Source organism: Clostridium sp. AM54-37XD (assembly GCF_003478225.1).
In the GTDB taxonomy this organism is placed as follows: domain Bacteria; phylum Bacillota; class Clostridia; order Lachnospirales; family Lachnospiraceae; genus Coprococcus; species Coprococcus ammoniilyticus.
Map to the genome: position 1 here is coordinate 56,643 of NZ_QUEV01000007.1, position 20,618 is coordinate 77,260.

Genomic DNA, 20,618 nt, shown 5'->3' on the forward strand with positions numbered 1-20,618 from the left:
ATTTTTCTTTCCTCCTCTGTGATCTAACTGTCTTAAATAAATAATCCATCAGCAAATTGCTTTTACATCAGATAAGCACGGCACTATTCTGCCAAGCAAATCGATAACTTCCTTTTAATTATTTCCTCTGCTATCAAATCTGACCAATGCATATCAAAATCCTCCTTTAAAAATATTAGCTGTCTGATTGCTATGCCTAAGTTATATCACCATAGCAAAAGTTAAATCCGAAGGGGAAAATTTGGCGCACGATTTGGGTTTGCGAAAGCAAACATTTACTTCTCCGAATCGCTGCGCGGTTTGCGTTGCGGATTTTCCCCCTGCTTTTTCTCTCAAATTGATGTGATTAACTATCTATAGAACAAAGATGACATCAAACCAATAATGGCAAAATTTGATAGGAGAAAAAGGTATGGATGAGACGAAGAAACTTGAAGAGGTGGTAGGTATGCGTTTTGCATCACAAGAGTTTTTTGAAAGGTTAAAAAATGGCTTGCAGGATGAGAAACTCAAGGATTGGACTTATGCCGAACTTTACTTTGTACTTCAATGCGATACGAAATATAAGATCATAAATCGTGTTGGCTATTCAAACTGGGAAGATGTTTTTCAGAATGTTGTGAGCGCAGTAATCAGGCAGCTATCGTCATTTATATTGAATCCGAAAAGTTTGATTGAAGCGAATAGACAAGCCTGGCTTAACACTATTGTAAGAGGGGAATCTGTGCGATAATTTTCAGGTTTACACGGATTTACCTTATGTAGGCTATGAAAAAGAGGCAGAGCAAAAAATTCAAAGGAGTGATGCACATGAAGACAGTAGAAGATTTGTTAATGCAGATGGAGGAGCACAGTAGCTACAGGATAGATATTCATCCGCCAGCAGATGCCAAGGCTATATCGGAAATGAAGAAAAACTATCCGTTTGTTCCTTCACAGGTTCTTGATTTCTACAGAGTTACAGACGGTGTCGAGATTGGTGTGCCGGGAACAGAGGTTTATCCTGTGAGGAAGGTACTACGCTATACGGATGGAAGCGCGGCATCTTCACGGTGGCTGGAAATTGGAGCTATGTCATTCGGAGATCCGATTGTTGTTACAGCAGATGGCAAGATTGCTCTGCTTGATCATGAAAATGGCTACACAGTTCAGCTTGAGTGGGATTCATTGGTGGATTTTCTTGCCGATGAACTTTCGGCTCTTGATTAGGGGGTGTTCCTATGACAAGAGAAGAAAAGCTTCAGTTGATCAGAGATCGTCAGAAAGCTGTGAGAGATGCATGGAGTAGAGAAAAGACGCTTGTTTGTCAGGGAAAGGGTACCGTGAACTGGAATAGTGAACAGCAGAGAGAACTTATGGAAAAAGGACGGGTATCCGGCTACGAGGGGCAGCATATGAAATCGGTCTCACAATATCCTGAATATGCTTCGTCAGCCGATAATATCCAATTTCTGACACATGAGGATCATTTAGCGGCGCATAACATGGGAAATGTCAATGAACAGAACGGTTATCACTCGGTTACCAACGGTTACTATGATCCGGAAACACATGAGATGCACTCATTTGGGAACAACCCACCTCATGCTCCGGAAGCGCACGAGTTGTCAAATCCATGCTATAAGGGAGCAGAAAACAGCTACAGCCAGTCGAATGGGAATGAGCAGAATCGTGAATATTCCAAGTTAGCTTCAAATGCTGAATATTCACATGAAAGTAATGTCGGCAAGAATATGAGTAATGGATATGCAATGTGGAGGTGATAATGATGTATGGACAAAGTGTGAGGAGAATTTTAGGTACAAGTGGTCTGCAAGAGCCGCCTACATACGACGATCCGCTTATTAAGATTCCGGGGATTGGAATTGCTGATACAGGACCTACCGGATTCGCGAATATGGAGTTTACCGCCGATCATCTGGTGAAAGGTACAGCTCTGATAGGCGCAACAGGTTCCGGAAAGAGCTATTGCCTTTCCAAGATGATCAAGGATCTGCGGTACAACATGATAGAAGACTATTCCATGATCATCATCCAGGCAAAGAATGATTTCAACAGTTTGATGAAACCCGGTGATTTGGTCATAGAACAGGGAGTGAACTCAAATAGAAGTGTGAGGTGGAGCATATTCCGGGATATCCTCAGTGATGGCTATGACATGAATATGATTGAGCTCAATACACGCGAATTTGTAGCTCACCTCTTTGCAGATAAGAAGGACTCTAAGGAGCAGTTCTTTGTGCAAGGAGCGAGAGAACTCATGTTTTGCGTAATCATTTCATATATCAAGCGGGGCTTGAACAACCTACATGCGAGAAAACAGTGGTCAAACAGGGCATTAAGAGATTTCTTCCTGCAGTTTGATGAACATTCTTATATGCGTTTGATCGAGGATTGTGGAGAATCGGGGGTATTAAACATGATTCTTGGCAACAGAGGAAACGGCGACAATCTCCAGGCGTTAGGTGTCTTTGGAGAACTGGTCACGACCGCTTTGCAGACCTTGATTGATGTTTTTGCCGATGACGGGGATTTCTCGATTCGGGAGTTTGTAAGAGCGAAGGATAAGAAGGCGCTGTTTATTAACTATGATATGGCGTATAAGGCATCCCAGGTTCCGATTTATGGTTCCCTGGTAAATCTTATGCTGAAGGAAGTACTTTCCCAGAACAACAATGTCGGAAAAACCATACTTATATGTGATGAGCTCGTGACGATGGGGAAGACAGATATCGCACAGGCTGTGAATCTCGGGCGTGCCAAAGGATTGATGGTCATCGTCGGACTTCAAAGTATTGAGCAGCTCAAATCAATATACGGGGAACACGATGCGATTGCGATGCTTGCCGGTATGTGTAATAAGCTGTATTTCAGAGCAAACGATCCGACCACGAGGAATTACATTAAGGAAGACTTCGGCAAAACTATATCGGAGTATATGGTGCTCTCTCCAGGCGGCTGTATGAGCGAGCGCAGAGAAGGTTACATCATAGAGGATGCAGACTTCAATCGGCTTGGCTTAGGTCAATGTTATGTGAAAAATGCAGACGGTATAACATATCTGTTTCAGATTGATTGAGAGGTGGTTGAAGTGGCAAACCTGTTATCAACGTTATTTGCTAGTAATGAGATGTATTTGTCGAAACATGTTTCAGGCTTAAATAAGAGGCAGACGTTTCCTGTAAGGAACAGAATACCTATGCGTGAGTTTTTGAGCGGGGTGAGCCGTGATTCTATTTTGATTTCCGGCGGCACGGATGAGGAACGAAGCGTGTTCCTTACAGGCATCGTCCGTGCTTTCCCGGGGTGCACGGTAATGTTGCATAATGGAAATCCGTACATGACAGTTGAGAGACTGCGGCATTATGGTATTAACGCTGAAAACTGGCACGATAACATTTATGAGGGAATGACAAAGGCACAGATGATATCTCTTCTGACTGAAAACGAAAAAGATGATGACCTTTCCTTCTTCTTTTCTTTTGCGCTTGAGGTTTGTGAGGTGCTTGGAAAACCGCTTACGCTTGCAAGTTTAAGTCAGATCGATTGGCTGGGTATTGGCTGGCAGGAGAAATTGCTTTCCGTCCGAGGACAGAGAGAGCGTGCGATGGATCTTCTCAGCAGATATGACAGGCATATGGCGGCCAGCTCCGTCCGTGGCATGTGTAGGATAGAACGATTGACACGCAGCCATGGGAATGCCAATGGAACTTCTGTTGATTCGGGACTGCGAAATGGACGGGTAGTTGTCAAGGCTGTCTATGGAAGTCAGTCGGCCATCACAAAGCAATGTCTGGCCATCGTTCAGGAAAAAGCAGAGGAAGGTCAGAACTTCACACTGGTTTTGGATGATGTGTATGTAGATGCACCGATTATCAGGGACAACTTCCGAAATGTCCGACTCATATTGAGCGGAGCAGACATTACGCAATACGCGGACAACATGGGGCTGACAAACCGTGTATGTTCGGTTGTGGCATTTAACCATGCGGCATATGGCAGCGCAAGAGCAATCTCTGAATACTACTTCGGTGAGTATGACCGACTTTACAGTGATATCAGCACAGGAAACAGCAGGTCATTTTTATCGCCTACGACGCACAATAAAAATGTGACGGTAAGGCAAAGCCGTGATACCAGATTGAAGCCTGAGAACTTAACGGCGATACCCGTAGGCGTTGCCTTTGTGAAGTTATGCAATGGCGTTGAAGGATATCTGGACATGAGATAGGAGGATGAGACACATGATGAAGCGAGAGGTTATTCGTATATTAGTTGCAGCTGGAATCGGAGTTATTGTTGCGCTTGTTTGGGCGTACAGGTCTGATTCTGTATGTTGGGAAATGTTGTTGCTTCCGTTTTACTTTGTGGGCACGTTTTATGCGGGAAGTGTACTGTTTAAATTGATCGGCGGGGTGCTGAAGACATATTTTTCCGGGCAGTTTACCAGTCTGCTGATGAATCCGCTGTGGGGAACCATCGTGTGTCTCTTATTCCTTGTGCTGGGACTTAGCGCTGTGCTTGCATTTGCCTGGTTGTATGGAATCGGGAGGTGTATTTATTCGATTGTAGAAGCCCATCAGCTTGATAAGCAATGTGGGGATACACAGACGGATTTGTACTGGTTGGAATAACAAGATAAAGATTTTTAATTACGAAACATTATAAAAAACAAGATGACGAAGGAGGCGCATTTTTTATGAACAAAGTACAAGAATCCATTGAAAAAAATATTGAAAAGTTAAATATTGACGCGAAGGCAAAGACTGCCTTGTATCAGATTCAGACGATTGCCAGATCGGATGCTTCATATTGCAAGCAGCTTGTTCCAAATTTGCTGCTGGTGAGTCCGTCCGGTGCAGGCACAACGGAGTACGGGAAAGTATACAGCCGGATTATAGATGAGAATCATATCTATGATATTCGGGGATTGAGTACTTTCCTTGAACTGGATTTTCCATGTGATGATTCACCGCGCGAGTACAATCTGTTTTTCTCGTCGCCACGTGTGGCGGCTTCAACGCAGAATAATTTTTATGGCACATTTTTGTTGTCATTCTCACGTTTTGAGGGCAGGGATTTGTTTACCAATCCGTACTTTGGTACTCTGCTTGAGTTTGTAGAACAGAACAGGGATAACATGCACTTTATATTCCACGTGTTGCCGGAGTTTACGGAGAAAGAGAAGCTGGAGATGTCGCTGAACCGTATACTTCACATGGTAAGGGTTGAGTTCGATCATCCGGATTTGGAGATGTCAGTTGATTATGTGTGGAAGAAACTTGCGGACGTGGATATCTCACTTCCGGATACCTACAAGAAGAAATTCAAGGCGGCACTGTCAGAGTGGCGGGAGCAGACGGAGTTCGACGGATATAGTTCATTGGAACTGATTGCCAAGCGGATTCAGTATGAACTGTTTCTGGTCGGAATCGGAAATGTAGATGTGGAATGTTTTGAAAGGGCAATCAGCAGCGCACTTCCGGATATCAAGGTATCTGAGGGGAACAGCGTTGGATTTTGTATTAGTGGAGGTGGAAGATAATGGTCAATGCGACACATGTTACGGAGGAAGTCCGTTTTGAATCGGAAGAGGAAATCAAGGACAGATATACAGAGGTGAATTTTGAGTCGGGCGATGTTATGGGAGCCGGCGTGCCGATTATCAGCACCGGAAGGACTGCATATGTAGACGATTCGGAGGCTTCAACATTTGTTGTGGGTGCTTCGGGCAGCGGCAAAACTCGTAAGATCCTGATGCCGTATACTCTTTCCTGCATACGGAAAAATGAGAACCTGGTTATTCACGATCCGAAAGGTGAGATTAACAGATACATGTACAGAGAACTTGAGAAGAAAGGATATGAGGTCATTGTGCTTGACTACAGAAGACCTCTTCGTGGAGATAGGTATAACCCGCTTGAATATCCATCTAAGATCTATAAGGAAGGAAATACATCAAGAGCGGCAGAGATGTTTCAGGCATTTAGTGAGACAATGTTTTCTGATCGTAAGAGCGAGAAAGACAGGTTCTGGGATCTCACTGCTGCTTCATATATGACGGGATTATCCTTACTTCAGGCAGAGTTGCTCCCTGAAAAGGAGTGTACCATCAATCATCTGTATGACCTTCACATACAAGGCGATGGGAAATATGGGAGATCGAAGTACATAAAAGAGTACTATAATCGCCCGGGTGCTAAGGATGCGCCGTCATACAAGCTGGCGGCTCCTGCGATTAACGCTCCGAGTGACACACAGGGTGGTTTATATTCGGTATATACATCTTGTCTTACACCGTTCGTTTTGAACGAGGATATTATCGACGCAACCGCAAACAGTACGTTTGATGTGAGAGACCTCGTGGAGAAGAAGTGCGCGGTATTTATCATCACCAAGGACGAGGGCAGCGTATACAACAAGCTTATTTCTGCGACCATAGATCAGATGTATGAGAGATTGATTGATATAGCGGAAGAGGAGTATGACGGCAGATTGCCGAGGAGAATCAACTTCATACTTGATGAATTCGGTAACCTTGCAGCGATAAACAATATGTCCGGGAAGATTACAGCCGGCAGAAGCCGTAATATTCGCTGGCTGATTGTTTGTCAGAGCATGGATCAGTTGAGACTTTTGTATGAGAATAAAGGGGCATCGATTATCTTTGGAAACTGCGCAAATCTGGTGTATTTGTATTCGACTGACATTATGCTGCTGCAAAGAATATCGGCTATGTGCGGCTTGTATTCCGATGAACTGACCGGTGCAAAACACCCGTTGATGTCAATGGATCACTTGAGGTATCTGAATAAGGACAAGGGGGAGGTCTTGCTGCTTCTTGAACGGGCTCGCCCATTTGTCGGATATTTACCGGATATATCTGCGTATCCGGTGTCGCCGACGCAGCATGTCAATGTCTGTGAGAGGGAGAGACAGACTTTGAATCCGATAGATTTTCAGGAGATTGTTAACAAACAGAAACGTGAGTTGATGGAAAAAAAGATGGCGGAGGAAAACGGTAAGTCGAAATCTGACGAGGTTCTGCCATTTGGATGTGAACCGGGTGAAATGGAACTGTCAGTTGTCGATTTGAACAAGGACGAGATGAATGGCAGAGAAAAGAAAGGTACACCTATTATTCCGCCTGAAGATATTGACAGGATGATAGCTGAGATTGACCGCAAAATTGCACAGTTGGAAGAGGAAGAGCGTTTAGAAAATGATCAGAAGATGAAGCGGTTGAATTTCAACGGAGTCATGCAGGATGAAAAAGGAAATCGTTTTATCAGGTTCAGGGACGGACACATAGAAACACCAAAGACCGTTGAAGAAATGGAAAAGGCTATCGACAGGCGGATTGCTGAGATAGAGTTGGACAAACGTATAGAAAAGAAAAGGGAGCAGATTCACAAGAAAAGCAATAGCAAAGGAAAGAATGCTAATAGTAGGAAGAACAAGCATGAGCTGAAGGACGATGACAGTGGTGACAGTGAGAAGTCATAGAGTTTATAAGTGTGCTTTTCCCCAAAAAAAATTATCGCTGAAGCTGTGATATTGTAGGCTTAGGCAAAAGATTTGTCCGCACATGCGACAAAATCGGAAGGCTTGTAGATATGCATAATAGAAAACAATTCAAAGGAGGACGCGTTATGGACAAGAATTATCATGTTAGTGGGAGTCAGATGGACGGAGAGTCATTTAAACAGAAGGATGACGATCAGAGTGAGAAGGATGAAAAGAGTGAGAAGGGTGAGAAATCTTTCCATACTTTTATCAGCTTTGAAGGATGTGGACATGTAATTTTTGCAACGGATGATGTATTTACATCAAATGCAGATGTCGGCGTCGATGCTTGGATCTGGGATAAGTTGTATGCGGCATAAAGCTTGAAGAGACCATTGGTAGTAAGAATGGGTTTAGAAGAGCGGCATCCTTACGAGACGCTAGACTCCGTAGGGGTGTTGCCCAACCCCATAATTTGTAAAAAGATAATAACGTGCGCGCGCTGAAGGACGATGACGGAGAAATACATAAGTATTCCCCTAAAAAAACCAGCGATGAAGTTGTGATATTGTAGGTTTAAGCGAAAGATTTGTCTGCACATGCGACAAAATCGGAAAGCTTGCAGATATACATAATAGAAAACAATTCAAAGGAGGACACACGCTTATGGTTTGTGATATTCATTATGACAGCAAAGATCTCGATGCAACAAAGGTTGATGCCGATTTTTACGGGAAGGATTTTGCCGATGAATTGGCTGACATTGCAAGTCTCATCGACGGCATTCTTAACATTGTGGTTATTAAGCATTGCATGCCGGGGGACCGGGAGGAGACATCTACAACATTTAAGGATGTACTGATTAGCTTGATGAGCAATCGGGAAGGGACAGATATAGAGAGCTTTGCAAAGATTTTCGGACTTAACGAGTAGAGGGAGGAATTGGTTATGTTATGTGATATTCATTATGATGCTGACAACAAGGAAGCAACAAAAATTGAGGTCGAGCTTGACGGTAGCAACCTCGGAAGCCAGATTGCGGAAATGGCAAGCATTGTCGAGGAGATGATTAGTGTTGCTGTTGAGAACCATGTCATCCCGGAGGACAGGGAGAATGTGGCAATGTTGATGAAAGCAACCTTGATTCATTTGCTGGACTATCATGAAGACGCAAATTTTGATACCTTTATGGAAGCTATAAAGTCGGCTAAATTGGATTAGGTAAATGCAAGTCGCCGGCTCAAATGAGTGCCGGCGGCGGAGATAAGGGAGGATGTGAAGACATGATCGAAAACGGAGAGATCATCTAGCTGGAGGACGAGAAGGAATTCATCTGGATCGGCAAAGTGGAGGATGCGGGGAAGACATACTTGTTGCTGATGAGCAATTTCAAGCCTTTGGAGATCAGAATCGCAAGGGTATGCGGAGAGGATTCGCTTGAGATTATAAATAACCTGGCAGAAAAACAACATGTGCTTGGGCTGTTTGGTGCCATTTAAGAGAATGAGTAGGCGGAAGTAGGAATTCGACATGACACCATAGTTGGTGCGGGAAATGACAAAGGAGGGTGATTACTATGTGTAGTAGTAGTGTGGTAAGATTGCGTGGCGAGCACGTTGATTTATGTACATTCAGGCGTGACACTGAGGCGATTTTAAAGTATACGGAATGGGTAAACAATCCTGACTTCAATTGCTTTATCGGCAAGAATAATGCGGTCGCCGGCTACGAAGAGGAAGAGAAATGGGCGAAAAGCGAGCGCGGCTTTATATTCAATATCACGGATAAGGATGGACTGTTGCTGGGGAACGCCACAATTAAGCAGCATAACAGAAACGCTTTTCTCGGCATCCTCATTGGGGAGTCAGAGCATTGGAACAAAGGGTATGGCACGGAGACAATCAAGCTGATGCTTGAATATTGTTTCGATGAGTTGAACTGTCACCGAGTGGGACTGACGCTCAACTCGGAGAATTCACGGGCTAAACATTGCTATGAAAAGGCTGGGCTTAAGGAATGTGGGCGAGATCATGAGTCACTGTGGAGTCACGGACACTGGCAGGACTTGGTTCGTATGGAAATCCTGGAGCAGGATTTCCGGCGGTTGTGTGTGCGTAGAAGCAACGAAGAGGCAACATTGGCCGAAGTGATTGCGGAGTCATTTATGCATTCGGACGGTAAGGATTTCGCAATAGAGGATTATTTGGATGATATGCCTGCTGTAAGAGCATCCGTTGACGAGATTCTTGACTGCATTGGTTCTTACGATGGCATATTGGATTTGTATGTTAAGCTGTTTACTGATTTTGCTTCGCTTCTTAACGACAATGAAAAGAATATGCTGAAGAGGAAATATGAACAGAATTTTGATCTGCCGCTTCCGTGTCGGGCTACTGATGAGGTTAGCGATATGTCGGAAGATACAGAAGAATCAGAACAAACAAAGGCTGATAGAGCCAAGCTGTATGAGATGCTGTTGAAAGCACCATTTGAATGATATATTCATGGAGGCGCACAGCATAAATCAGTCCATTGTCATAAAGAGTGGCAGTAGATACAGATGTCTATTATGAGGAGGGTGAAGCAGTATGAAATACGTATGTGTGTATGATCCGGATATGTCAGAGTATATGTACTTGAGTACAGACAAACAATACCAAAACCTTATCGGAGACGGTACACTTCGTGGGTTCCGATATGCTTTTCGGTCTGTCATCACAATCGAGGAAAGCGAGAAGCATGCGGTTACCATGTCTGTATGGGAGATTGATGCGGCAGCAGAGGAAGCACTCGATAAATTTGCAAGAGTTCCGGATATATACATAAAGAAACCGGTTAATGCCTACTGCGAGGGCGAACTGATTGACGCAATCGTATACGTCTTGAATCCGGAAAAGTGTGATATACCGTATGAACTGCCGCAGGATCCTGGGTGTCTTTTTAATAGCTTTTCCCTTGCCGATAAAGCCGTATCAAATCAAATCTCCGAGGCGTTTGATTATACATGGGAAAAGATAAGGGCGTCAGAAACGGAAGAAGAAAGAGCGGCAAGGCCGAAGCTCTTTGAAATGAAGTTGAATAAGGAACCGTTTCGCAAGATTCAATCCGGGAAAAAGACAATCGAACTGAGGCTCTTCGATGAAAAGCGTTCGCAGATCAGGGAAGGAGATGCAATACATTTCTTTATGGTTGGTGAGCCGGATCAGAAGCTTTTGGTTGAGGTTTTGAAGATTCACAGATTTCCTTCGTTTAAGGAATTATATGAGAATCTTCCGTTGTCCAAGTGTGGGTATGAGTCGGATGATCGTGCCGCAGCTGATTACCGGGATATGCTGGCATATTACTCTGAGGAAGAAGAAAAGAAGTATGGTGTGGTCGGAATTGAGTTCAGGTTGGTGGCGGATTTTGTTAAAAGGAGAGAGCTCCTGTCTTGGTTGAACGATAACAAAGAGAAAGATTCATGAGAATGGGAAAGGACTGATTCATGTTGGACAGCTTGCGGACAATCGAGAGAGTTATATACAAAAATCCTACCATCGACAAGGATAGCTATCCGGCATTGGATAACTGTGAGACGGAACTCTTAGAGATTGACAGCCTGACTTTTGATTATGGCGTGGGTAATCTGTGTTCTGTCTATGTCAGAGAGTTTGAAGATTCTTGGTTTGTCGACGTTTATTATTTCAGATGCAACGATGACAATGGAATCGACAGGAAGCATTTTGTGATTGCTCCGGGATATCAGATGTCGGAGGAAGACGAGTGATATGAGTGAGGATTGGAGGAATGAATGATGCTGTACATAAAGAAAGTAAGACTGAAAGATAAGTCAACGCTCAGCAAATCTTTATATGTAATATTGCATATTTTGGTGGGCGGATTTGTTGGATTTTGGTATTTTTTCTGGCTTTCACTATTCACCAGCGTGCCGTCATCGCTGTATGATGATTCACCTGTCTGGCTGTTTGGTTGCATGGTATTAGTCTGTTCGATTGGAGTAGCAGTTACATTTTCTGCTCGAAGGACTTGTGGTAATGTGGTCTGTAATATAGCGGCAGGCTGTGGGCTATATGTAATTTTTCAACTTGGCTGTTATTCTGTCGCTACTCTGATTGCGATAATGGTTGCGGCTGCTATTTGCTCCGGTGTTGGAATCGTAAGGATTTGCCTTAGACATACCGAAGCAAGGACTGTGAGCAGGCAAAGATTGGCGATGGCGCGAAGAATTCGCGTCAGGGATCTTATTAGACGGAATGCTTGTATTGCCTGTGGAGTTTGTGCAATCCTGATTCCGCTTGCAGTGGGTCACACAGATTGGATGAAATTGTATGAAATCTATTGCAATCAAATGAATCAATCAATGGGAAGCAATGCTGATTTTGATTATGCGGCGACAAATTACTATGAAAATCACGGTATTGAAAAAAACTTTGATACAATCAAACAGATTTACGATAATGATGAGTGGCAAAGTCTTACTACTGAGCAGAAAAAAGAAACAGTGCAAGCAATCTTTGATTGTGAATGTAAGTATCTTGGCGTAAAAACCGTGTCCCTTGAGTTTTCGGATAATCTTCCCAGCTCTCTGTATTACGAGGTTAGGGCTCAGTATGACTCGAATAATAGAAAGGTAACGATAAAAGATGGACTTCTTGATTACGATAATGATGAGGTTTTCATGGTGATTGCTGAGGAAGTCTACCATGCATATGAGCACGACATGATGGAACTTTATTCACAAACGCTGACAGAGTCGCAGAAGTCCTTATGGTGTTTTAAAGATGTGGAGTCATGGATAAAGAATGATGAATCGTATGTGATAGGCGGCAAGTCAAGCTATGAAGCATATGAATCGCAACCCATTGAAGCGGCGGCAAAGGAATACGCGACTTATTCATGGGTTTCGTACATGCAAAATATAGGGGATGTTGTAGACGTATGCTATACCGATGAAAATTCTGATTGAACTCATGCGACATTTTGCCGGATAGCAAGGATATATTTTATAGCTTCAAATCACAGGAGGTGGTCGTATGTTTGGAAACGAAAGCAAGACACAGGCAGAGATTCTGAAAATGAAACCATATGCGGAGTTTCTTCGACAGTTTAATACATTAAAGGATGTTGGTGGGGAAACGGTACATATTCGTATTGCATCCGATAATATTGCTTGGAACGAATATAAGGTAATTGGTGGATTTGAATTAAATCGGACTTATACAAGATGGTATGACCTGAGATTTGTTTTCAGAACTGTGTTGGATAAGAAGGATGATTTACAGCAAGAGAAGTTCTTCGTATACCATGAGCTCCTTACGGAATTCGATGAGGAATTTCGAGATTGCTTGACGGACATGGCAGAAGATATTAGGAAGAAACAGGGCTGCATGTTTATATCTTCGCTCGCAAAATCCTGTGAGGTTGAGGCAGCAGTGAAAGCAAAAAACAGATTCTCTTTATCGTATGAGGTGGGATGCGAAAAAGAGAATGCGCGTGAAATCTGCTTGCAGTTGATTAGTCATGACGTGGCTATATTTGCAAGGAGTTTCTGATACAAAGACTTATCGAAATTTACAAGGGAGATGAACATCATGTCAATGAGTAATGAAACAACAAATGATGTAAACGATTCAAATACCGTGTCGGAGGACAAATCGCCGTTTACAAGTACAGCATTAGGTTACATCGTCGAGCATATCTTACTTGCGGCGGTGCTTGGATATGATCTGCTACATTTCCTGCCAAAGTTCATTCGGATAGCAGCCTTTGATGAGTCGGTGGTTTGTCTTGCAGTCTGCCTGCTGATTAGTTGTGCAGTCGGGATTCTGATTACATGGCGTGACAGGAAGTGGCAATATATCTGTGTGAATGTACTTGCCGGACTTGGAGCTTATGTCGCTTGGACATTTATGGATTATCTGTCATCAGACAGATTCCGATTGATACTGACGATAGCGGTGTGTGTAGCGATTGTTGGTATGGGTTTGGCTGTATTTAGACGGAAGAAAAATGAATCAAGCAATGGAGATTTAAAGGTAGATGGAAGAGGTAATGTTCCGGGATTGCAGATCGCTTGGCTGGGAGCCTACCTGGCGGCTGTTACAGCTTGCATTTTTATGCCAATCTCTGTGAAGTGTATGGATGACGCGGAGATCAAGAGCACATATTATGAAAAAGTCGGCTATGATGCTGTAGCCGATGATGCCTATGAGCCAACATATGTATATGGAGATGAGTATTCTCTGGATAATAATATCGAAACCATCAAGAATATTGATGACAGCATTTGGTCGACGATTTCCGATGCGGAGAAGGAGGCAACTTTACAGGCTGTAGCTTACGCCTATGCAAATGATCAGGGACTTGGCAGTAAGATGCAATTTGTATTCAGCGATGATTCTTACGAGGATGAGTATGGGAAGTATGAATATAATGCGGATCAATCCACGGTGTATATCAGCACAGAATGTCTGTCTGATTCTGAAACAGCTTGCCAGGCGGTGATTCATCAGGTGTATCACATTTATCAGCAGGAACTTTGTGATATCTATATAACACTTACAGACACGCAACGCGCTTTTTGGAAGTTTGATAATTGCGCTGCATATATACGTTATCTGAATGGAGATCCTCTTCTTGGCTATGAAAATGATGATGACAAGAGAAGTTTTGAATTTCTTGCAGAATTAACAGGTGAAACGGAAACGCGATATTATAGAAATTACGTGTATAATTATCTGAATCCAGACCAGGAAGACTAGGGGGGTGATGACGTATGAGATTATTAGATGTAGACGGAGAATATGGCTGTATTGCCAGCTGGGTCACTCCCGAGATATCAGAAGGTGGTAGAAAGGTAGTGCTACACAATGAATTCCTGGGTAAAGAGAGGGAACTGAATCAGGATGAGGCACGTCTCCTGTTTAGTATGACCGGAAACAACGATCCGATTGTGGACAGATGTTCTTCTGATATCTGCAACAGCTTGTGGAAAGAATCATATATCGAGAAAGAGGACATAAGAGAACATGAAATATTGGAGTTTGCCGCTACGATTCAGGAGAGCATAGATAAAGAAAAGGGTGTGACAGGTCACGTAAAGACAGAGGTGGACGAGACCGGAGAATATGTAACGGAGCTCGTATGTGAGGAGGCTCTTACAGAAGCAAAAAAGGCTTATAAAGAGCAGTGGAGAACATACAGTAAGTCGGCTCATCCGATGTTATGGACAGTCGTGTTATCCCTGTTGGGTGTAATGTTATTTTCCTTTGGAGCAACCTTGTTGCCTCGGGCGTTGATTTCGGCTGCTGCAAATGACATGGAATGGGAACTTGGTGGATTTTTACTTATGATGTTATGTACTGTGGTTGTATTCCTCTTAGAAGGGTTTCCGAGGGATTTGTGTCATGGTGCTGTCGGCAGGTTGTTCGGAGCCCGTGTCATTTATAAGGGATTTTTAAATGGTTCGTTGCTGCATGGCGATTGGTACCTGATAGATGACTCTGTGGTTATCGGGAAATATTATGCAATCCGAAGGATGCACATCAGGCTGGCCGGCGCATATTGTGACTTCTTGATTGCTTCGATTTTGTCAGGAGTGTTGCTTCACACGGAAAATACAATTCTCTATTGGATTGTCAGCGGAATGTTGTTTGGCATTCTTATAAGGTGCGCGGTACATTTCTTTCCGTCATTTTTACATGAGGATTGTATCCAAGTGTTAGATGCAATGATGCATGCAAATCACATTTCCTATGGACTGAGTTATTTTGGCCGACTGTTTCGTGACAGTGATACAAGGCATGAACTTCTGGCTCAAAGGGGAATCCATGCAGTCGGCGCTTTGCTTGTGTGTACATTGATAGTATTTCTCCAGATTATAGGGCATATAGGATTTTGGAGCTTGATCATATTTTATGTCGGATTGATGGGGTGATGATTATGGCGTTTGATATAATTAAGTTATTAATATTGGGTGTAAACAGTGGGTATTTCCTTTATACGGGAGCTGCTCAACGGGATCTGATCGATGGCGGAATTGGAGTATTGCTGTTTTTTGTTATGATTGGAATGGTTGGCTTTACATCCGGGCATGAAAGCCTGTGGTCATTTTTGTTTGCTTTTATTGTGATAATTCCGTGTAATATCAAGGTTACAGAGTTGTTACTGTTCGATATGATGTACAAAAGGTATCCGGATAGCTTTAATATGCTTTATGTAACGGACTATCCGTTTAAAACATTTGGTGTGGCATTTTCAAGATTGTCGGTATGGAGTAAAGTCTTTACGGTAAGTATGGGTGTATTCATTTTTGTTATTATACTTATGGCGGAGTTATATGCGACAGGCTTGATCGTTCGAACAATCTGGTCAGATCAAAAAAGAGACACTTTTCGCTTAGTTCCGGCAGAGAAAGCTGAACAGGAAGATGATGTCACTATGCGGGTGACTTGGTCAAGAAAAAATATGTATTATTATGCTCCTGAATCAGAGACGGACGATGAAGAGGATGTTAATAAGAAAAAAGCAGAGGAATTCGATTGGAGAGAACAACTTGCGCTTGAGGGTGATAAACCGGTAGGGATAGTCCATTATAAGAAACGTTTAAAGAATTCGGATGGTTCAGGCAGCGCAGAGATTGACGGAGGAGAAGATAGTGAGGACAGGTGGCTCTGCCCTTGAAGGTGAGTCTTCAATCGAAGGTGTAAAGCGTGAAGTCGGGAAAGAATTAGGAATAGATCTTGCGGAAATCATGTTGAAGGGAGCGATGATGTATGAGTATGAGGACGTTTGTCATATCGGATATTCATGGTGGTTCCAAGAATTTTCATAAGTTACTTGCAGACGTTTCATTTGATGCAGCTGTAGACAGGATATACATAAATGGCGATGTGCTCGATCGTGGAAAGCATTCGCTAAAGCTCTTGTATGAGATCAAACAGATGGCAGAAAGCCATCCGGGACACGTATTTCTCACCATGGGCAATCATGAGCTGTTCTGCCTTCAGTATATTCGCAGAGAATTGTCGGATTTTACATGGCGGGCATTTGGCAGCACGGACACGGTAGAGGAGGTAAATCGCCTCAATCCATCTGAAACAGAAGCTCTTGCTGAGTATATACAGAGCCTGCCGTTATATCTCACGATTGACGGCGCGAAGGAGGGCAAGGATGGACAACTGCTCATGACACATTCCGGGTTTCAGGCGGATTATATCGTCAGAGAACCAGACGGCAGTATCAATGTTGTTAAGACGATCGAGAGCAGTGCGCGTTCAGATTTGTTCAAGCATTTGGTATCAAACGATATTCACTACATACCCACAGCAGACCGGAAAGCATTTGACCGAACGGTGTTGGTCGGGCACGTTCCCGTGATGCGCCTGAATTATGACGGCTCATACAAAATTCGCCGGGACCGAAACTTGATCAGTATAGATTCCGGGGCGGGACACAGAGAAAGCGGCGGACGACTGTCACTGTACGAAGTCGAGACCGGAGCGGAATATTATAGGTAAAGAATGAGATTATAAAGGAAAGCAATCGTTCGTGGATTGCTTCTTCTTATTGTACTGGCCATACATCAGAATCGAACACACATAAATGATAAGTTTTTCCTGATTGATAATGTTAGTGTAAGTGTTAGAAATGCGATTGCACGTGAAATTGTGAGCAATATTCTTGTACATCGTGAGTTTAGTACGGCATTTCCGGCGAAACTTGTGGTCGAACCGGACAAGATATATACGGAGAATTGGAACAGGGCGCAACGAGTAGGACGGATAGAGCCTCAAAATTTCACACCGTATCCCAAAAATCCGGTGTTGGCAAATTTCTTTGTTAATATTGGCTATGCAGATTCATTAGGTTCAGGAGTTCGTAATTTGTATAAGTATACAAAAATATATTCGGGCGGTGAACCCGATTTTGAAGAGGGAGATGTTTTTAAACTGACAGTTCCACTTAAAATGTATCAAGAGGGTGAGGTTGATACCAATGACACTAAAGTTGATACCAATGATACTGAAACTGATACCAATGAGTTGATACTAAACAGAGCGAAAACTTCAGGTAATATCGAAGAGATGATTATGATATTAATCCGGATGAATAATAAAGTTACACAAAATGAAATGCAAGAACAGATAGGGGTTTCCATTGCGACAATTAAGCGCTATATATCAAAATTGCAGAGTGATGGTGTTATAAAAAGAGTTGGCTCAAGTCGGAGCGGATATTGGGAAATAAACGAGTAATTTTAAAACCATGGTGCAGAAGCAGGACGATTATATGTCGTCCTGCTCTCTGTCTGATAATACCTCCCAGGCGGATGATGGAATATAACGATCAGCCCAGGAGGTATTTGTTTTGACAATTATGATCAGATGTTGTCAAAGTATCCGACATAGTCGACCTTGTATGGCCCATTTGGGAAAAGGTATTCATACAGATCTATGAAATAGTCGTCGGTCATGCTGGCGATGAAGTCTACTACGATTTCGTTTGGATCCTGACTGAGATAATTGTCGATGAATTCTTTTTTGCCAAAATAATTGCTATACTGATTTGCATCTTTTATGTAGTTGACATGGTGTTTATACAGTATGGAATCAGTGTCTTTGCTCTTAGCCTGTTTCAGTAATTCTTCGTATATACAATAGATATTGGCTTTATGTTGTCATTATACATTGCGTTGAGGCTGTCATTGTTATATATGTTCTGGTAATTCTCAGTCTTGGCTTTGGAGAATGTCTCATATACATCCGAATCCATGCTTATATAAGGTTTTCCGTAGCTGTTTTCTATGATATTGACAGTCATATTGTGAATTATCTGGGCGTTGGAGGATCCAAGGCTGCCTGCAGAGAAAGGATTATCATTTGGAATGAGACCGATCTTTATTGCATCCTGCCTGTCTTTTCCGAGGTAGGCTATGATATCGCTGATCCTCATGATACAGCCTTCAAGTGTACCTGGAATCTGTTTTTTATTTGCAGAAGGATCTGTGTAGCAGTCCTCCACCGACCTGTCAAATTCTCCCCATGGATCGTCTGCGTAAAAAGTCTTAGGGGTATAGCATTGCTGTTCCATTTCACCGTTGTGGCATATAACACCATCAAGCACCTGGAGGCTGATATTTCGGAATATAAGTTTGTCAAGGACTCTGGCGCTATGAATGTTGTGGTTGAAGAGCCTTCCGGTATGCTCGTTGTAGATCTCATTCAGATAACGCTCTCCGGCATGACCAAATGGAGTATGTCCGATGTCATGTCCAAGGGAGATCGCCTCTATGAGATCAAGATTGAGTCCAAGAGTCATTCCGATAGTCCTTGCAATTCTGGATACAAGCTGGACGTGAAGTGCACGTCTTGATATATCATCGTTCTTGTAGCATGAGATAACTTGTGTCTTATCAGAATAGCGATTGTAATAGTTGTTGTGAAGTATCTTTTCCACATCCATGACAAATGCCGGTCTCCACAGATGTGGGGCATCATGGTTTGGCTGACGCCTTATAATGTCAGAGTCCTTGCATGCATATGGGTTTATCTTGCCGTGCTCACGATCGCCTATTATCTGTTCATAAACTTCTTTTGATAAAGAATGGTATTTTGAATTTTTATTTACACTCATTAAAAATCTCCTGTTCAGTAAAATGTGATAGTTAACATATGCATCATATATATATCAGAATACATATGAATTATTATAAATATTCTTGAGACCATAAGTCAAATGTGCTGAGCACATCAGCAAAGATTTTCTCACCTATTTTGTTTTTCTCAAGCATATGGCGAAACTTCAGAAGCGTTGTTGCATCAGGAACCTGTTGTTCATTAAAATCTATGTGCATAAAAGTACGCATAGCATAACTGTCATAAATGGAATCCTCGATTCCTTCATCAGACAGATTGAACCAAATCTGCATGAGATACATGCGAAGCATGACCTCAATGCCAATAGGCTTGCGGCCATGCGTATTATTAAAGTAGTGGGGACGAATCATTTCGCCCCAGTATGACCATGGAATTATTTCATCCATAGCATTAAGAAATTCTTCACGCTTTGTTTTCTTTTTGCGGTTTGAATATTACATATCAGTTAATGTATTGGTTATTCATAGGTATCACAGCCTTTTATCAAGATACCTATATTATAATAAAAATCACTGGAAATTGTTTGAATTAATCAGCATTTCCCTAGCAATAATCTTCGATTTGGAGAAATGATACCGCTTGGATATAGTGATTTTGCTGGTGTAACCGTTGTAGAAACTGCAATTTTACCGGAGCAATTGGAAAAGGCGGAATATTCCGTGATATGCTTGAACCATATGAAAGCTATATAGAACGTGTATAAAATAAAGCAGTGAAAACTGCAGGAACATTACACAGACAGAGACGACCGGGTTATTTAACCCGGTCGTCTCTGTCTGTTTCAAATGTTTATAATTCGGAATAGCCGTAGCTGTTGACGATGGCCTCAATTCGGTTTCCGGCCTGACACATTGGACACTGATCATGAGGATAAGTCTTGTAATCAGGGAGATCCTTTTCGGTAAACAGTGCATGTACCGGATAGCCGTCAACCTCTGTCGCAACAGAGAAGATAGCAGAGATACCTGCGATAGAACCACCGTAGTATTTGATACACTCCAGACTCTTTTTGATCGTTTTACCGGTTGTAGCAGATGCGATCAGAAGAAGCACATGCTTGCCTTCGATCATTGGCTGGAGGTTGTCACGGAAGATCAACTGACCGGAGCTGTGAACCTCAGGTGTAACAACGTAGATGGACTTGTGCTGGTTCATGGAAGTGATACCGTTCTGGCTTAAGGTTTCTGCCAGATAAGCACCGATCACTTCAGTACCATCCATGCAGACGATCGTATCAACGATAGTTGATGCTACATATTCGGTTCCCATGGATTTGGCAGCGGCAGCAGCCATAGTGCCTCTGACTTTCAGGGTTGTCATATCAATGTACTGGTTGATATGAGAATGGTTTGTAGCAAAGTGACCGTTCATCACTTTGATGTATAACTGATTGTTGTAAGAAGATGTTAATTTCATTGCGTCATGTTTCATATGTATGTACCACCCTTTCATTTA

General features: G+C 42.7%; 25 protein-coding genes. 22 read left to right on the forward strand and 3 right to left on the reverse strand.

Annotation, left to right across the window (positions count from 1 at the left end; genetic code table 11):
- Positions 1-412: 412 nt before the first annotated feature.
- From DXA07_RS08050 to DXA07_RS08155, 22 genes are all read left to right on the forward strand, one after another.
- Complete coding sequence (locus DXA07_RS08050) at positions 413-733, forward strand: hypothetical protein (RefSeq protein ID WP_118484201.1); 321 nt, start codon at positions 413-415, stop codon at positions 731-733.
- A 77-nt stretch (positions 734-810) separates the two neighbouring features.
- Positions 811-1,209: an SMI1/KNR4 family protein gene (locus DXA07_RS08055; protein WP_044998407.1), complete on the forward strand. Its 399-nt coding sequence runs from the start codon at positions 811-813 to the stop codon at positions 1,207-1,209.
- Between the two features lie 11 nt (positions 1,210-1,220).
- Positions 1,221-1,763: a hypothetical protein gene (locus tag DXA07_RS08060; protein ID WP_118484203.1), complete on the forward strand. Its 543-nt coding sequence runs from the start codon at positions 1,221-1,223 to the stop codon at positions 1,761-1,763.
- Positions 1,764-1,765: 2 nt separating this feature from the next.
- Positions 1,766-3,079, forward strand: a complete 1,314-nt coding sequence (locus DXA07_RS08065; RefSeq protein WP_118484205.1) for a type IV secretion system DNA-binding domain-containing protein — start codon at positions 1,766-1,768, stop codon at positions 3,077-3,079.
- Between the two features lie 120 nt (positions 3,080-3,199).
- On the forward strand, positions 3,200-4,231 hold the full coding sequence (locus DXA07_RS08070; RefSeq protein ID WP_118484207.1) for a hypothetical protein: 1,032 nt from the start codon (positions 3,200-3,202) through the stop codon (positions 4,229-4,231).
- A 13-nt stretch (positions 4,232-4,244) separates the two neighbouring features.
- Entirely contained in the window at positions 4,245-4,634 is a 390-nt protein-coding gene (locus DXA07_RS08075) for a hypothetical protein (RefSeq protein ID WP_118484209.1), read from the forward strand.
- A 65-nt stretch (positions 4,635-4,699) separates the two neighbouring features.
- Positions 4,700-5,545 (forward strand): hypothetical protein, encoded by an 846-nt coding sequence (locus DXA07_RS08080; protein WP_118484211.1) that lies wholly within the window; start codon positions 4,700-4,702, stop codon positions 5,543-5,545.
- Entirely contained in the window at positions 5,545-7,506 is a 1,962-nt protein-coding gene (locus DXA07_RS08085) for a type IV secretory system conjugative DNA transfer family protein (protein ID WP_118484213.1), read from the forward strand. Before DXA07_RS08080 ends, DXA07_RS08085 begins: the two co-directional genes overlap by 1 nt.
- 146 nt (positions 7,507-7,652) lie before the next feature.
- Positions 7,653-7,886 (forward strand): hypothetical protein, encoded by a 234-nt coding sequence (locus tag DXA07_RS08090; RefSeq protein ID WP_044998409.1) that lies wholly within the window; start codon positions 7,653-7,655, stop codon positions 7,884-7,886.
- A gap of 286 nt (positions 7,887-8,172) precedes the next feature.
- Complete coding sequence (locus DXA07_RS08095) at positions 8,173-8,439, forward strand: hypothetical protein (protein WP_118484215.1); 267 nt, start codon at positions 8,173-8,175, stop codon at positions 8,437-8,439.
- A gap of 15 nt (positions 8,440-8,454) precedes the next feature.
- Positions 8,455-8,727 (forward strand): hypothetical protein, encoded by a 273-nt coding sequence (locus tag DXA07_RS08100; RefSeq protein ID WP_004854047.1) that lies wholly within the window; start codon positions 8,455-8,457, stop codon positions 8,725-8,727.
- Positions 8,728-8,879: 152 nt separating this feature from the next.
- A complete protein-coding gene (locus DXA07_RS13730; RefSeq protein WP_275950341.1) occupies positions 8,880-9,005 on the forward strand; it encodes a hypothetical protein in 126 nt (41 codons plus the stop codon).
- A 77-nt stretch (positions 9,006-9,082) separates the two neighbouring features.
- The gene (locus tag DXA07_RS08105) at positions 9,083-10,003 is read left to right on the forward strand and encodes a GNAT family protein (protein ID WP_004854051.1); all 921 of its coding nucleotides are present in this window, start codon (positions 9,083-9,085) and stop codon (positions 10,001-10,003) included.
- A gap of 91 nt (positions 10,004-10,094) precedes the next feature.
- Entirely contained in the window at positions 10,095-10,970 is an 876-nt protein-coding gene (locus tag DXA07_RS08110; protein WP_004854052.1) for an ASCH domain-containing protein, read from the forward strand.
- 20 nt (positions 10,971-10,990) lie between these two features.
- Positions 10,991-11,272: a hypothetical protein gene (locus tag DXA07_RS08115; protein WP_004854055.1), complete on the forward strand. Its 282-nt coding sequence runs from the start codon at positions 10,991-10,993 to the stop codon at positions 11,270-11,272.
- A gap of 24 nt (positions 11,273-11,296) precedes the next feature.
- Entirely contained in the window at positions 11,297-12,472 is a 1,176-nt protein-coding gene (locus DXA07_RS08120) for a hypothetical protein (protein ID WP_147352507.1), read from the forward strand.
- Between the two features lie 67 nt (positions 12,473-12,539).
- Positions 12,540-13,058, forward strand: coding sequence for a hypothetical protein (locus DXA07_RS08125; RefSeq protein ID WP_004854058.1), 519 nt, complete (start codon positions 12,540-12,542; stop codon positions 13,056-13,058).
- A gap of 39 nt (positions 13,059-13,097) precedes the next feature.
- Positions 13,098-14,267, forward strand: coding sequence for a hypothetical protein (locus tag DXA07_RS08130; protein WP_118484219.1), 1,170 nt, complete (start codon positions 13,098-13,100; stop codon positions 14,265-14,267).
- Between the two features lie 14 nt (positions 14,268-14,281).
- Positions 14,282-15,442 (forward strand): hypothetical protein, encoded by a 1,161-nt coding sequence (locus tag DXA07_RS08135; RefSeq protein WP_004854062.1) that lies wholly within the window; start codon positions 14,282-14,284, stop codon positions 15,440-15,442.
- Between the two features lie 5 nt (positions 15,443-15,447).
- Complete coding sequence (locus tag DXA07_RS08140) at positions 15,448-16,188, forward strand: hypothetical protein (RefSeq protein ID WP_243013883.1); 741 nt, start codon at positions 15,448-15,450, stop codon at positions 16,186-16,188.
- Positions 16,189-16,280: 92 nt separating this feature from the next.
- On the forward strand, positions 16,281-17,024 hold the full coding sequence (locus DXA07_RS08150) for a metallophosphoesterase (protein WP_118484223.1): 744 nt from the start codon (positions 16,281-16,283) through the stop codon (positions 17,022-17,024).
- A 150-nt stretch (positions 17,025-17,174) separates the two neighbouring features.
- Entirely contained in the window at positions 17,175-17,762 is a 588-nt protein-coding gene (locus DXA07_RS08155) for a winged helix-turn-helix transcriptional regulator (RefSeq protein WP_243015435.1), read from the forward strand.
- Between the two features lie 379 nt (positions 17,763-18,141).
- On the opposite strand, the gene DXA07_RS08160 is transcribed toward DXA07_RS08155, so the two are convergent.
- The 3 genes from DXA07_RS08160 to DXA07_RS08170 all read right to left on the reverse strand — a co-directional run bounded on the left by DXA07_RS08160 (position 18,142) and on the right by DXA07_RS08170 (position 20,594).
- Entirely contained in the window at positions 18,142-19,140 is a 999-nt protein-coding gene (locus DXA07_RS08160; RefSeq protein WP_243013886.1) for an HD domain-containing protein, read from the reverse strand.
- A gap of 73 nt (positions 19,141-19,213) precedes the next feature.
- Positions 19,214-19,549, reverse strand: coding sequence for a transposase (locus tag DXA07_RS08165; RefSeq protein WP_243013888.1), 336 nt, complete (start codon positions 19,547-19,549; stop codon positions 19,214-19,216).
- A 403-nt stretch (positions 19,550-19,952) separates the two neighbouring features.
- Complete coding sequence (locus tag DXA07_RS08170) at positions 19,953-20,594, reverse strand: orotate phosphoribosyltransferase (RefSeq protein ID WP_044945666.1); 642 nt, start codon at positions 20,592-20,594, stop codon at positions 19,953-19,955.
- Positions 20,595-20,618 lie beyond the last annotated feature (24 nt).